Source organism: Streptomyces sp. NBC_01017, from assembly GCF_045162795.1.
In the GTDB taxonomy this organism is placed as follows: domain Bacteria; phylum Actinomycetota; class Actinomycetes; order Streptomycetales; family Streptomycetaceae; genus Streptomyces; species Streptomyces machairae.
The window spans coordinates 425472-439244 of record NZ_CP108683.1; the positions used below are offsets into that span (position 1 = coordinate 425472).

The window sequence follows — 13773 nt, forward strand, 5'->3', positions numbered from 1 at the left end:
CCGGGTATCCGGTGGAGATCATCTCGCACAGTGTGTGGCTGTACTTCCGCTTCCATGTTCGGTCACCCCATCCGGGAGGCCAGCGTTGCGGTGAGCTGTCGGGCGGCTCGTTCACCGGATGCCAGGCAGCTGTTGGTGCAGAGGAAGGAGAAGTAGTCGCCCGCGAACTGGACCGGGGCGCGGGTGTCCAGACTGGCGAGGAACCGTCGGAGCGCGGCGAAGCTTCCCGGCAGCCAGGCTAGGGCGTAGGGGTTCCAGCGCTGGATGTGGCACATGTCGATGTCGTCACCGATGCCCGGCAGGAACGTTGAGACCGCGTTGACTACGTTGTCCTGGATGGCCTCGTCGGTAGCGTCCCAGTGCTGTTCGTGCCAGTGACGCTGCCAATAGGTGGACAGCAGCGCATGTCCGGCAGGCGCGCGGCCGGGTGCCTTGTTGTGCTCCAGGAGCACGCCAACCAGGTCGGGGTGGGCACCGGTAGGGATGCTCAACCACACGGCAGTTTCGGACGGGACACGGCGCAGTCCCAGGGCGACGGTGATTCCGCGTGAGTAGCGCAGTTCCTGGAGGAACTGGCGTTGATCGTCGTCGAACTGCGGATAAATCGCCAGGGCGTGATGCGCCGGCACGGCGATGATCGCTCCGTCGACCCGCTCCACTTGTTCCGGTTGTCCGGCGCGTTGCCAGCGGACGGCGACGGAGCCGTCGCCGTCGATGGTCACGCTGGTGACACGCGCGGTGAGTTCCACACGCAGCTGGTCGGCCAGGTGGTTCGGCAGGAACTGGATGCCTTGTCGCGAATTGAACAGCCCCTTGCCAGCCATAGCGTGCAGGTAGAAGTACAGGTTGATCACGGATAGTTCCTCGGCCGGCACCAGGTTGAATCCCATGCTGAACGGTTCGATGAATGCGCTCAGGCTCTGTGTGGGGATGCGGCGCCGCCGCAGGTAGGCCGGGATGTTCTCGACGTCGAGTGCGGCGGCCCGAGACGGATCGGTCCAGTCGAGGACGCGACGGTGCCGGACCATATCGATCATGATCTTGGCCATGGCGATCTTCGTCCGGGGCCCGAACAGTCGCGTCGCCAGCAGGTCGCGCCTGGCGTGAGTGCGCAGCCGGTGGATCGCGTCGCCTTGCACAAAGGCGAAGAGGTCGGAGGTCGGCCGGACGTCGTTGGTGAGCGCCAGATCGCGCAGCAGGTCGCACATCTCGTGATAAGACGTGGACAGGAGGCTCGCCGCGACGTCGAGGCGGTAACCGTCCCGGTCGATGGTCCGCATCCGGCCTCCGACATGATCGTCGCGCTCCAGAACGGTGACGTCGAACCCGGCCTGCCGCAGCCGCCATCCAGCGGTCAGGCCGGAGATCCCCGCACCGACCACGATCACCCGCCGCCGGATTCGGTCAGTGCGGCCTTCTTCGGTGGTAATCATCTGCGCGTCACCTGCCGGTGGTCGATGTGGTGGCACTCACGTCTGCCATCAGGTGCACTTCCTTGATCAGGATTACACCATTCTCGCGTTCCAGCCCGGCGTGTGTCCGTGTGCCACGACCTCACCGGCCGTGACCTGGGGCGGTTGGGGAAGCAGGGCGGCGAGGCGTTCCCGTACGAAGTCCCTTGCCCGCTGGGTCGACCCCTCGGCGCCAGCCCGGCGGGTAGGCCAGTGGTGCCGGTGATCTGGGCCCAGCGACACGCCGCCGGCCATCCCGATCGTGTGACCCGTCGTCGTACCCATCAGATGACTCCTCCGAGGAAGGAACCCACCTAATTCATTCATGACACTCCCAGGTTTTCGCTTTGGGTGACGAGGCTGTCGTGGGTGGGTGTATGCCGGTGGGGTGAGGTATCCCGATGGGGGTGGCCTGACCGCGGTGGAGCGGGCCCGGCGGGAACGGGTGCGGTTCCAGGCCGCCGAGGTGTGGGTGGCCGGCATGAAGCCGCCGCAGGTCGCGCGGGTGTTACGGGTGTCACGGGAGTCCGTGTATGCCTGGTGGGAGGCGGCATGGACGCCCTGCGTTCCAGAGGGCTCTCGGGAGTGGCGTCGCGGATGGAGCCGGGCCGGCGGGCCTGGCCGACCAGGCCCGTTGGAGCAGGGACCGGCCGTGCACGGCAGGGCGGAAGACCAGCGGTGGACGCTCGCCCGGGTCTCGCTTCTGGTCGCCCGGCGGTTCCACGTGCGCTTCAGCCGGCCACAACTGTCGAGGATCCTGCGGCAGATGGGCTTTTCCGTCCAGGTTCGGGTGCGTTGTGCGGCGCAGCGGGACGAGGAGCAGATGCGGCTGTGGCGAATAGAGACCTGGGCGCGCGTGGAATGAAAGTGAGGGAGCAGGGCGTGTGGCTGGTGTTCGAGGACGAGTCGGGCCAGGCGCTCCGTCCGCCCAAGGCCCGCACCCGGTCCTGTACGGAGTGCCGCCGCAGGTCAAAGTGTCGGGGAAGGGATCGGGGCGGGTCTCGGTCGCCGGGATGGTCTGCGCGAAGCCGGGCGAGCGGACCCGCCTGATCCACCGGATACTCACCCACCACCCCGGCCGGCGCGGTGAGAGGAACGGCTTCAAAGAACGGGACTTCGCTGACCTGCTGGAGGCCGCTCACCAGCAGCTCGGAGGAAGGATCGTGCTGGTCCGGGACAACTCCACACAGCACAAGGACGCACTGATGCGCGAAGTTACCGGCCGCGCGGGAACGGTGGCTGACCGTCTTCCGGCTGCCGGCCTACGCGCCGGACCTGAACCCGACCGAAGGCGTGTGGGCGAACTTGAAGAACGACCTGGGCAACCAACAGTCCTGGCAAATGACCTGCGCCGATGTGCGACAAAAGGACTTTCCAATCGCCCTGAATGCCCTCTTCTTCTTTGATTCCTCTGCTCAGAATCCCTTCAAGGCATACATCCGGGCAAATGTATCTGCATCATTGCCCGCTATCATTTCCCTGCCCAATTTGCTTTAATTGCCGTCGGGGTCCCCAGCCAGACGTACACCTCGATATCCTGTTCCCCGGAAGGTCGCTGTGAGCTCCCGGGCTTCTCCCATTTTACCCAGCCGGACACTTAGGTGATTCGCTGCAATCACCAACACCTCCTTACGGGTGCTGATGCACAAAAATAAAAGAGGGCAGCATGCAGATAAGACTGTGGCCGCGAACCTTGCTGAGACTCGGCGACTGGGCCACGCAAAATAGGTCGACACTGGCAGCAGTTGCCTGGGGAAATGGCGCAACATCCTGCCTCATGGCACCAGATACAACACCGCACTATCACGACAATCGCGGACCAGCCGCCGATGGCTCCACCTACTCGGTCTCGCCACGTGACCTACTCGATATCACCAGGCGAGAACGCCCCTGGGAACGCAGCAACGACTCTGAGGTGAATCGGTGAATTGCCAATGAACACGACTCCTCCTCCCGGAGGCTCGCCTGCAGCCACAGCACCTGGCCGGTTGCCGTTGGTGGGCCATCTCCCGCAGCTGGTCGGTCCTGCACGGATGTCCTTCATGCAGTCTCTGCGTCTCCACGGCCCCGTGGTGCGCATCTTTGTCGGTCCGAGGCCTGTTTACGTCTTGAATTCCCCCGAGGCTGTTCGCCAGCTCCTGCAGGTACAGACCCGGAAATTCTCGAAAGGGCGCCTGTACAAAAAGATCAGCATGTTCATCGGCAACGGGATCATGTCATCGAACGGAGAACTGCATATGCGCCGGAGGCGCGCAATGCAGCCAGCATATCATCGCAACCAGGTAGCTCAGTATGTCGAGAACATGAGGGAAATCTCGCATCGCCGTATCGCGGCCTGGCCACCAGGCGAGGCGGTCTCGGTGGAGCACGAGATGCGTCACTTGGCGGGGGAGATTCTTTCCGCATCACTGTTCTCGGGCGAGCGTGCACGTGTCCTCGCCTCTGCCGTCGAGGACACGCTTCCCGTGATCATTTCGGGGCTTACGTGGCGAGTGTTTGGATTGGGCGAACTGACGAAATGGATTCCAACCCCTGGAAATCGCCGCTTCGAAGCTGCCCGTGCAAGGCTCCGGCGAACGACCGAGGACCTCATCCACGCGTACCGAACGGACTCAAGCGATCATGGTGACCTCGTCTCCTTGCTGATGGCGACGCCGGATCCAGGCACCGGGATCCAACTGAAGGACGACGAACTGCGGGATGAGATCATCACCGCGTTTATCGCCGGGATCGAGACGGTGTCGACCACCCTGTCATGGGCAATGCATGTCCTTTCCACTCACGCGGATATCGCTCGGCGGCTCGCGGAGGAGGTGGACCACGCACTGAATGGACGACCCATCACGCCCGGGGACTTCGATGCGCTGCCGTACATGCGTGCCTTCATCAACGAGGTACTCAGGCTCCATACGCCGAACCTCTGGCTGATCCGGGAGAGCACGGAGGCGGTCAGCATCGAAGGCACGCCCATCCCGGCCGGGGCGGAGGTCCTGTACAGCCCGGCGATCTTGCACAGAGACCCGGCCTGGTATCCCGATCCCAGTTGCTTCGATCCCGAGCGATGGCTTCAACCTGAGATCGCGGACCTGCCCCGCTGTGCATTCGTTCCATTCGGCCAAGGAAACCGGCGGTGCATCGGAGACACTCTCGCCATGACTGAGATGACCGTCGTTCTCGCCACCCTCGTCGGCCGCTGGCGCGTTGAGCCGACGTCACCCAAGCGGATCAAGGAAGTCCCGAGCGTCGTAGTCCATCCGTCGAAGGGACTGGCCGTGCGCGTGTTCGATCGCCTGCCGGTAAGCGCCGCGGCCCCCGACGCCGCGGCCGACGCCCAGGGCCGCAGCGTCTCCGGGGCAGGCCTGCCACAACTCCCTTGAGCTCCGCACAGTGCTTCGGGGGCCCAGACAGGGAGCGTTTTTCACTTGTAAGGCCTGCGGGTGAGCGTCGGTGAAGTGTTGACGGTGGCGTGCCGAACGGGGCATCCCGCTGGCTTGGAGAGTCGCCAAACATAACCTTCACCTGCGGAGATGCCCCGTGTTCTCCTATCCTGCCGGATGCGATGCCGACCCGGAGCTCCTGGAACTGGTCACGATGGTGATCGCGTCCTGCGAAGCCGGCCGGCGCTGCAGACTGCGTCCGTACGACCGGGCCCGGTGCACCCTGGTCTACCTGCGCAAGCACGACACCCTCGAACAGACCGCCGCAGGCTTCGGCATCAGCACGGCCACCGCCTGGCGCTACGTGAACCACACGATCGGGCAACTTGCGGAGCACGCCGTCGTTGACCGAGGCGCTCACCAGTCATCACACGGACGGCTACGTGCTGCTGGACGGCACCGTCGCGGAGACCGACCGGGTTCAGGCGCCTGGGCACTTCTCCGGCAAGGTCCGCCGCGAGGGCGTGAATCTGCAGGTCATTGCGGCAGAAGACGGCAAACTGCTGTGGATGTCACCCGCCCTTCCGGGCGGCACCCACGATGCCGACCGCCGCCCGCGAGCACGCCATCTTCGACACCTGCGCGCGACTGGACCTCGAGGTCCTCGCGGACAAGGGGTACGTCGGGGCCGGCGGCACTGTGATCACCCCGATCAAACGACGGCCCGGAACCGAACTGCCCGACAAGCACAAAGCGTCGAACAAGGCCCACGCCGCACTGCGTGCTCCCGTCGAGCGAACCATCTCCCGGATCAAGCAATGGCGGATCTTCCGGCATGCCCGCATCAGTCCGAACAGACTCACGTCAGTGGCTGCCGCGATCCTCACCCTCATGATCTACACGTGAAAAAGGCTCAGGGACCTGTCTCGCACCTGTCGATCTGATGGCCATGCCCAACGACATCGCCGAGCGTGTCGAAATCGCGTGTCGCGGTCGACGACCGCGGTCACGAACAGTCCCCTGGGTTCTGTCACGTTTTCGGGTGGGGCATGGGATGATCTTCGGGGTGTTCGTGTCCGGGGAGGGAAGTGGTCGTGTCACCTGTGGTGCCGTCGTGCAGCAACCACCGGTACCCGGTCGAGGTCATCTCGCACTGTGTGTGTGAGTACTTCCGCTTCCCCTTCAGCCCCCGCGAGGTCGAGGAGCTCATGCTTGAGCGGGGTATCGTCGTCTCCTACGAGACCGTGCGCCGCTGGTGTCTGAAGTTCGGCCAGGTCTATGCCAACAGCCTGCGCCAGCGGCGCCCGCAGCCCGGTGACAAGTGGCTCTACCTTCTTGAACGGGTTGGTTCTCCCATTCGTAGGGTGAGGACACCCAGGGGAGCTGGGTGTGACAAGTGGCTGCCGTTCGTGGCTTCAGGTGCCTGGCCCCGTTACCTTTCTCATGGCCCTGCAACGGGGCGCCTGGCCCCCGGGTCCGGTATGGCTGTTTGCCCCCTGTCGAGGTGATGACCTGGGGGGTGTTGCCGCCGGGCTTCGGGGCACCGCTTGACCGCTGATGAGGGGCCTGACGACCGCCCGGGTCCGGTGCAACGCCGGGCCGCTTGCCGGGTGGCATGTCTGCGTAACGTGGTTGCCGGCGTGTGGTGCCGCAGGGACGGCCAGGAACTGCACATCGAGTACGCGTAGAAGGATCTGGGGGCACGTGAGCATGGTCGACACCGTCGATATACGTCTGTTCCTCGGTCTGGACCTGGGCAAGGAGTTCCACCACGCCCATGGTCTGACCGAGCAGGGCAAGACCGTCCACGACAAGCGGCTGCCGAATACCGAGCCGAAGCTGATCGAGCTGTTCACCAAGTTGGTGGCGAAGTTCGGCACCGTTCTGGTCGTGGTCGACCAGGTCGCCAATATCGGTGCCCTGCCGATCACCGCGGCCCGCGCGGCGGGCTGCCGGGTGGCCTACCTGCCCGGACTCTCGATGCGGCGGGCTGCCGACCTGTATCCCGGCGAGGCCAAGACCGATGCCCGCGACGCGTTCGTCATCGCCGACACCGCCCGCACCCTGCCGCACACCCTGCGCGCGATCGACCGCGACGACGAGACGCTGGCCGCGCTGACCATGCTCACCGGCTACGACAACGACCTGGCCGGCGAGGTCAACCGCACCACCAACCGGCTGCGCGGCCTGATCTCCCAGATCCACCCCTCCCTGGAACGCGTCCTGGGCAAGCGCCTGGCCTACCCATATGTCCAGGCCCTCCTGACCCGGCACGGCTCCCCCGCGAAGATCAGGAAGCTGGGCCGGGCCCGCTGCCAGGCCCTACTCACCGCGCATGGCTCGCGCAAGGCCAAGCACCTGACCGAGGAGATCTTCGAGGCACTGGCCGAGCAGACCCTGATCGTCCCGGGCACCGAGACGTCCGCGCTGATCGTGCCCGGCCTGGCCGCCCAGCTCGCCGCCGCCCACAGCCGGCGGCAGGCCACCGAGCGGGAGATCGCCGCCCTGCTGGAGGCCCTCCCTCTTTTCCACCTCCTGACGTCGCTGCCCGGCATGGGCGTCAGGACCACCGCTGCCGTGATCGTCGCGATCGGTGACGGCACCGGCTTCCCCACCGCCGGACACCTCGCCTCCTACGCCGGACTCGCCCCCGCCACCAAGTCCTCGGGCACCTCCATCCGCGGCGAGCACGCACCCCACCGCGGCAACCGGCTCCTCAAACGCGCCTTGTTCCAGGCCGCGTTCGCCGCGATCGGCTGCAAGTCCGATCCGTCCTCGCGGATCTACTACGACCGCCAACGCGCCCGCAACAAGACCCATACACAGGCGATCCTGCGACTGGCCAGGCAACGCGTGAACGTCATCCACGCGATGATCCGCACCGGCACCCTCTACGAACCCCGCACCCTAGGTCTCGCCGCCTGACACCCGCACCACCCCCTACCTGTTCCAGCCCGCTCCACCCCGCCACCGGCACGTCCACCCCTGCCAGGCGGCCACCAGGCTGCCCGCACCGCACCCGATTCACCGGGAACGTCCCGCTTCGCGGAACGTTCCCGAAAACCATCACGAACCCCTACAAGTCAACCCCGCCAGGGTTGACGAAACAGATAGGGGCACCCCCCGGCTCCCCACGACGACTCGGCCGCCGATTGGGAAGTGCGAACAAGTCGCTGAGTAGAGCAATGCCGGCGAGGTCGTCCGTGGTACGCAAGGCAAGTACGACGACAACTGGAGCATGATGAGCCGGATATGGGCGGGGACCGACTGCGGCAAGATCCACCATCATTGCCTGGTACTGGACAGCGAGGGCGACACGTTGCTGTCGCGTCGGGTGGCCAACGACGAGCCGGAACTGCTGAAGCTGATCGGTGATGTCCTGGACCTCGCCGACGGTGGCAGGACAACCTGGGCGCTGGACATGACCGGCGGCGAGCCCGGCCTGCTGATCGCCCTGCTGGTCAGCCATGGCCAGGAAAGACGGACGCCCGCGACGCCCGCGTGATCGCCGATCAGGCCCGGATGCGCCGCGACCTGCAGCCGATCCTCCCGGCGACGAAGCCACGATCGATCTGCGGCTGCTGACTGACCGCCGCGTCGATCTGGTCGCCGACCGCACCCGCACCACCAACCGGCTCAAGGCCCTGCTGAACAGCATGCGGTGAGCCCACCGGCGGCAAGCCGCATCCCGGGGGTGGGTACCTCACCACGGCATACCGCAGGGATCGAGGAACACCCCCATGCGCATATCCAGTTCAACCTGAGTAAGGTTGGTTGGAGGAGGTAGGAGGCTTTGGCTACCTTGACCGACACCCCGGACACGCCCACCGGGAGGACTCGGCATGAACCCCACTCCCGCCCGCACGCATCGTCCCAATACGGGGATCGACTTCGATGCTGTCCATACGTCCGTCGACGAAGTCCTGCATGCCTTCTTGAACCGCAAGGCCATGAGAGCGGCCGACAGTGGACTGCCGGACGAGGCCACCGATCTCTTGGCGGGAGTTCCTGACGGCCAGCGGGAAGCGCCTGCGGCCCTTGCTGTGTGTCACGGGCTGGCATGCTGCCTCCGGCACTCTCGCAACGCCGCCCGCCAGCCTTGTGCGGGCAGCGGCGGCATTGGAAACGTTCCACGCATTCGCACTCGTGCACGACGACGGCATGGACGACTCCGCCACTCGCCGCGGCCGGCCACCCTCCATCGCCAACTCTCCGCCAAGCACCAGGATCGGCAGCGTGCCCAGAGCATGCAGACGGCGCCGATCGCACGGCGTGTAGGAGAAAACTGCGCAATCCTCATTGGGGACATCGCTCTGTGCTGGTCGGACGAGCTCCTGCACACCGCCGGCCTCACACCCGACCAGCTCATGCACGTGTTGCCATTGGTCGACCGTGATGCGGACCGAGTTGATGTACGGCCAGTACCTGGACATCATCCTTGCTCACCAGCCTCACACCGTCTCGGACGCACTGCAGACCATCCGCCACAAGACTGCCAAGTACACGATCGAACGCCCTATTCACCTCGGCGCCACCGTGGCCGACGCCGACGACGCACTGCTGCAGGGGCTTTCCGCGTCTGCTCTGCCGCTGGGCGAAGCCTGCCAGATGCGCGACGACCGCCCCGGAGTCGGGCGGCGATCTACCGGGCACCACGGCTTGTTGAGCACGAAAAAGGTGAGGATCCATGCGTTTGATAAAATCAAGCCAAGCCGATGTGCCAGGGATATACTGCCCGATACCACAATTCAAAACGAGCCCGAGAGCGACCGAATTGGACACCCTCGAATGGCTCGAAGCGTTCGACCTAGCCGCACCGGAACAGCGTCCAGAGTACGCTGAGTCAAGCGCATGGTTTGCAATAGATTCTTTTCCTTTCTCCGACACTCTGGGTCACCAGCTCATGGCGCGATGGTCCGCCATCACATTCATCTTTGATGACGCGTACTGTGAGGGGATCAGCAGCAAGAATGCAAGCAACAGAGACGCTACTTCCTTCGACACCATGGCCCTCGCCCTCATCGAAGCACTGGAAAATCCCGACAGCACCCCTGGGGTCAATGCGCCACTGACGTTGGCGATGCGCGACTTCGCCCATGACGTCATCCGCCACTACCCGCCGGTAGTCATCAATTCCATCGTTGATGGGTGGCGTCAATTTGTGCGCGGCCAGCGCTGGCAAGTCGACCAGCGAGGATCAGTTCCCACGCTCGACACCTTCTTCAAAGGCCGCATCGATAATGTCGCGATTTGGCTCACGACGGTCCTGGCTGCTCCCGGCAGCGGACTCGATCTTGACGAGCCCACCTGGCAAACCAGTCTGGCGCAGGCACTGATACTGTCCGGCTGGTCCCTGCCAATGATATACAACGAATGGGCATCCTATGAAAAGGAACGTGCTGCAGGCACAAGCAACATAAACCTGGTGGAAGTGGTCGAACGCGAATATAATACAAACCTTGATGAAGCCGTCCATGAGACATCGCGTCTGCATGACCAGATCATGACGGTCTTCCTGGCCATAGCTCATAAATGTCGAGAACGAGGCGGATCTTTCGCGCGCTGGGCGGATTTTATCGAGGCTGCAGTTGCAGGAAACATAGTGTTCCACTCTCGCGTAGCCAGATATGCGTGGCCCCCAGACGGGCCACCCGTCCTCTGTGACCAGCCTCGCGCAGACGCGGAAACCGCCCAAATCCCACGTCGGATCCGAGAATGGTGGCGCGAAGCCGGTTTGGCCCCTATGCGCTCCGAGACATAGCCGCAAGCAGCCTTTTTCATGTGCACAGTGGACCACTGAGGCGTTGACCTCGATCCGTCAGCTGGGGCTTGTCGTTTTTCGTCTCGGCGGTTCGCCCGTAATGTCCTCTGCTGTTCGAGGGCGGGGCGTCCCGTGACGCTGCGGGGTGCGCCGGGGTTCCACGTCTGTCTGTCGGGGTGGTGCGCCTCTCCTCCCAGTTCGCGTTGGGGTGGGTGCTGGTGGGTCAGGTGGTGCCTGGGAGGTCGGTCAGCCGCCGCCAGGCGGTGGTGAACGCGTTCGCCCAGGGCCAGGTGGTCTCGATCCGCAGCCATCGGCGGCGGGCGTGGTTCGCGAGGCGGGCCGGGGGGTGGTAGAGCCTGAAACGCATGGTGTCCGGCTCGGCGTCGGCCAGGCCGGGGTGATCGTGGAGGGTGAGCAGACGGAGCCAGGCGTCCAGGTCGGCGGCGAGGTTCGCGCTCAGTATCCATGCCTCGTTGATCTGCCAGGACTTGGAGGGCAGGTTGTGCAGGCCCATCGCCTTGTTCGCTTTCACCTGGTCCTCGACCACGGCGTGGTGGCGGTGCAGGGCATCCAGCCACTGGATCTGACGGGAGCCGGCGATCCGGGCCATCCTGGAGATGTTGGTGGCGGTGATCGAGTACTTCCAGCCGGTCTTCTTCTCGAAGGCGGTGAGGTCCTTCGTGTGCCGGCCGGACGGCTTGACCCTGCGGACGATCAGCCGCATCCCCTTTGATCCAGCCATGCCGGCGGTTCAGCCCGCTCAACTCGGCCGCGAAGTAGCCCTCCTGGAGGCTTCCGTTCTGCTTGAGCGAGGTCTCCCGGGCCCTCTCGGGCAGGCGGGCGATGGCCTTCTCGTCCTCGTCGGTGATGGTCCAGCCTGTGGCGAAGCCGGCCGTGCGCCGCATCGTGTTCAGATCCCGCAGGTGTTCGTGCAGGCCATGGGTGGCGCCCGCGCCGTCCACCCGCACCAGGATCTTCGCCGTCGAGGCTCCGGGGACCTGGGCGAGCGCCTCACGCAGCACCCGGATGTGGTCAGCCACCGTGTTCGAGCCGGCGTTGCCCGCCCGCAGCCACATCGCCAGACACTCGCCGGTGTTCGCATACCACGCGGCCAGGGGATGGAAACCGAACGGCTTCCTCCAGGTCGCCGCGGCACCCTGCTTCTTCGACGCCGCCGTGATGATCATGGCGTCCATGCCGGTCACCACCCAGCCATGCAGCCGCTTTCCGGCGACCGTCAGCCACGGGAACCCGCCCCGCCGCAGATGCAACAGGCTCCAGACATGCCGGCGCACCCGCACCTGAACCGGCAGGGCGTTTCGGTGGCCCGCTGCACCGTCGAACGCCTCATGCGCGACATGGGCATCACCGGCGCGGTCCGTGGCAAGAAGGTGATTACCACGATTCCCGACGTGAGCGCTCAGCGGGCCCCGGACCTGGTGGACCGTGACTTCGTCGCCCCGGCCCCCAACCGCTGCTGGGTCGCCGACTTCACCCACGTCGCCACGTTCGCCGGCGTCGTCTACGTCGCCTTCGTCGTGGACACCTTCTCCCGCCGCATCGTCGGCTGGTCCGCGGCCACGTCGAAGGAAACACGCCTCGTCCTGGACGCTCTCGAGATGGCTCTATGGCAACGAGATCGGGACCAACTCCCCCACCAGAAAGGCCAGTTGATACACCACAGCGACGCCGGGTCGCAGTACACGTCGTTCGCGCTCGCCGAGCACCTCGACCGGGCAGGCATCGCCGCGTCGATCGGATCGGTCGGCGACGCCTACGACAACTCCCTGATGGAGTCCACGATCGGCCTGTTCAAAACTGAGCTGATCAAGCCCCGCCGCCCCTGGAAGACGCTGTCCGAGGTCGAGCTGGCCACCGCCGAGTGGGTCGACTGGTACTGCCACCGCCGACTCCACGGTGAGATCGGGCACATCCCACCCGTCGAATACCAGGGCTTGATCAAGTTCCGTAGGTGTCGCGGTTGTTGATGATGCCCAGGATCGGGAGTGCTCGTTCGGGTTCGTCGCGGATGGCCCGGGTGGTCTTGGCGATGTTGTTGGCTCCGAGGACCTTCAGCACGCCGATGGCGAGGTTGCGGAAGGTCGCCATGGCCCGGGGCGCGGTCCCGGTGTGGACGGTGGAGGCGTCCTCGGCGAAGGTGACGTCTCTGATGTGGTGCGAGGAGTTCTCCACTCCCCAGTGCCCGCGAATCGCGGCGGCCAGGTCGGCCGGGCAGGCCTGGTGGGCGTCCAGGCTGGTCACGGCGTAGACGCTCTCACGACTCTCGCGCCGGCCGGTGAGCTTGCGGCGGCGGTGGATGCGGATGGCCAGGCGGGCGTGGGGAAACGGGATTCCGCCGAGTTCGTCGGCGATTCCGCAGGTTTTGATCGAGCGGGACTCCCGCCGGCCGTGCCCGGTCCCGGAGGCGGTGTGCTGGACGGCGATGTCCCGCCAGGGCAGGGCCGCCAGCCGGCGGTGGGCGGTCGGCTGGTTGGTCTTGATCACGGCGATGTAGTGCGCCTTCTTCGTCTCGACAAGCCAGGAAACGTTCGCCTTGACCGAGTGCAGCGCGTCGAAGGTGACGACAGTGCCGGCCAGGTCCAGCGGCTCCAGCAGCGGGCGGAAGTGGGTGGTCTCGTTCGTCTTCGCGCCGACCTCCACCTGGCCGAGGGTCACGACTGGGCCGTGGGTGACCACCGACAGCAGGTGCCGGCGTGCCGAGGTGAGACGGGCCGAACCCTTGAGCGCTTTGCCGTCAAGGGCAAGGACGCGCAGCCGCCCGGGCGCGGGTGCCGCCGGCTGCCCCGTGGCCCTGGTCGCGGTGCCGGTGACGGCGTGGTGCCGGTCGGTCAGGTAGGCGCCCACCGCCCGGTCCAGGGCATCACCGTCCACGGCGCCCAGCACGCGCCCGATCGTCACGGGCGAGGGGGTGCGCCGCCACCCGAGCAGATGACGGCGGATACCCAGGGCCGCCAGTAGCCTGCCCGAGGCCCTCGCACCCCATTCGGCGAGCTCGTCGATGCTCTTCGCTCCCGAGACGACCGCGCAGGCACACACCAGCAGGATCGACGTCAGCGAGTACCACCGGCCCCGCCGCGAGCGTGGGTCGGGGATGGAGTCGAAGTAGGGACGCAGGTCGGCGACCTGGCCGACGTCCAGCGACCCCAGATTCCCCAGCACGGCA

At 65.6% G+C, this 13773-nt stretch carries 13 protein-coding genes and 4 pseudogenes; 12 read left to right on the plus strand and 5 right to left on the minus strand.

The window, feature by feature from the left end; genetic code table 11:
* Positions 1 to 62: 62 nt before the first annotated feature.
* Positions 63 to 1388 carry a protoporphyrinogen/coproporphyrinogen oxidase gene (locus OG331_RS02130; protein WP_406209620.1) on the minus strand — a complete coding sequence of 442 codons (1326 nt, stop codon included), beginning with the start codon at positions 1386 to 1388 and terminating at the stop codon, positions 63 to 65.
* Between OG331_RS02130 and OG331_RS02135 the strand changes: the two genes are divergently transcribed.
* The gene (locus OG331_RS02135; protein ID WP_406210890.1) at positions 1293 to 1499 is read left to right on the plus strand and encodes a hypothetical protein; all 207 of its coding nucleotides are present in this window, start codon (positions 1293 to 1295) and stop codon (positions 1497 to 1499) included. The two genes, OG331_RS02130 and OG331_RS02135, sit on opposite strands and share 96 nt — an antisense overlap.
* 6 nt (positions 1500 to 1505) lie before the next feature.
* Here OG331_RS02135 and OG331_RS02140 read toward each other — a convergent pair whose 3' ends face one another.
* Entirely contained in the window at positions 1506 to 1736 is a 231-nt protein-coding gene (locus OG331_RS02140) for a hypothetical protein (protein ID WP_406191086.1), read from the minus strand.
* 367 nt (positions 1737 to 2103) lie between these two features.
* Between OG331_RS02140 and OG331_RS02145 the strand changes: the two genes are divergently transcribed.
* The 10 genes and pseudogenes from OG331_RS02145 to OG331_RS02190 all read left to right on the plus strand — a co-directional run bounded on the left by OG331_RS02145 (position 2104) and on the right by OG331_RS02190 (position 10589).
* The gene (locus OG331_RS02145) at positions 2104 to 2316 is read left to right on the plus strand and encodes a winged helix-turn-helix domain-containing protein (RefSeq protein WP_406191088.1); all 213 of its coding nucleotides are present in this window, start codon (positions 2104 to 2106) and stop codon (positions 2314 to 2316) included.
* Between the two features lie 410 nt (positions 2317 to 2726).
* Positions 2727 to 2948, plus strand: a complete 222-nt coding sequence (locus OG331_RS02150; protein WP_406209622.1) for a hypothetical protein — start codon at positions 2727 to 2729, stop codon at positions 2946 to 2948.
* Positions 2949 to 3385: 437 nt separating this feature from the next.
* The gene (locus tag OG331_RS02155) at positions 3386 to 4828 is read left to right on the plus strand and encodes a cytochrome P450 (RefSeq protein WP_406191090.1); all 1443 of its coding nucleotides are present in this window, start codon (positions 3386 to 3388) and stop codon (positions 4826 to 4828) included.
* Between the two features lie 157 nt (positions 4829 to 4985).
* Positions 4986 to 5734 (plus strand): annotated as a pseudogene (locus OG331_RS02160) (transposase family protein).
* A 188-nt stretch (positions 5735 to 5922) separates the two neighbouring features.
* A pseudogene (locus tag OG331_RS02165) lies at positions 5923 to 6153 on the plus strand (IS6 family transposase); the annotation flags it as partial.
* Between the two features lie 385 nt (positions 6154 to 6538).
* Entirely contained in the window at positions 6539 to 7753 is a 1215-nt protein-coding gene (locus OG331_RS02170) for an IS110 family transposase (protein WP_406209625.1), read from the plus strand.
* Positions 7754 to 8069: 316 nt separating this feature from the next.
* A pseudogene (locus OG331_RS02175) lies at positions 8070 to 8451 on the plus strand (IS110 family transposase); the annotation flags it as partial.
* Positions 8452 to 8794: 343 nt separating this feature from the next.
* Positions 8795 to 9106 carry a polyprenyl synthetase family protein gene (locus OG331_RS02180; protein ID WP_406191092.1) on the plus strand — a complete coding sequence of 104 codons (312 nt, stop codon included), beginning with the start codon at positions 8795 to 8797 and terminating at the stop codon, positions 9104 to 9106.
* Positions 9107 to 9223: 117 nt separating this feature from the next.
* Positions 9224 to 9670: a polyprenyl synthetase family protein gene (locus OG331_RS02185; protein ID WP_406209627.1), complete on the plus strand. Its 447-nt coding sequence runs from the start codon at positions 9224 to 9226 to the stop codon at positions 9668 to 9670.
* Complete coding sequence (locus OG331_RS02190) at positions 9603 to 10589, plus strand: terpene synthase family protein (RefSeq protein WP_406191094.1); 987 nt, start codon at positions 9603 to 9605, stop codon at positions 10587 to 10589. The genes OG331_RS02185 and OG331_RS02190 overlap by 68 nt, the downstream gene beginning before the upstream one ends.
* A 223-nt stretch (positions 10590 to 10812) precedes the next feature.
* On the opposite strand, the gene OG331_RS02195 is transcribed toward OG331_RS02190, so the two are convergent.
* Positions 10813 to 11331, minus strand: coding sequence for a transposase (locus tag OG331_RS02195; protein ID WP_406191097.1), 519 nt, complete (start codon positions 11329 to 11331; stop codon positions 10813 to 10815).
* Positions 11332 to 11452: 121 nt separating this feature from the next.
* Positions 11453 to 11785: pseudogene (locus OG331_RS02200) on the minus strand (transposase); the annotation flags it as partial.
* Positions 11786 to 11872: 87 nt separating this feature from the next.
* Here OG331_RS02200 and OG331_RS02205 point away from each other — a divergent pair.
* Positions 11873 to 12577 carry an IS3 family transposase gene (locus OG331_RS02205; protein ID WP_406191100.1) on the plus strand — a complete coding sequence of 235 codons (705 nt, stop codon included), beginning with the start codon at positions 11873 to 11875 and terminating at the stop codon, positions 12575 to 12577.
* On the opposite strand, the gene OG331_RS02210 is transcribed toward OG331_RS02205, so the two are convergent.
* Positions 12549 to 13769, minus strand: coding sequence for an ISAs1 family transposase (locus tag OG331_RS02210; protein WP_406191102.1), 1221 nt, complete (start codon positions 13767 to 13769; stop codon positions 12549 to 12551). The two genes, OG331_RS02205 and OG331_RS02210, sit on opposite strands and share 29 nt — an antisense overlap.
* Positions 13770 to 13773 lie beyond the last annotated feature (4 nt).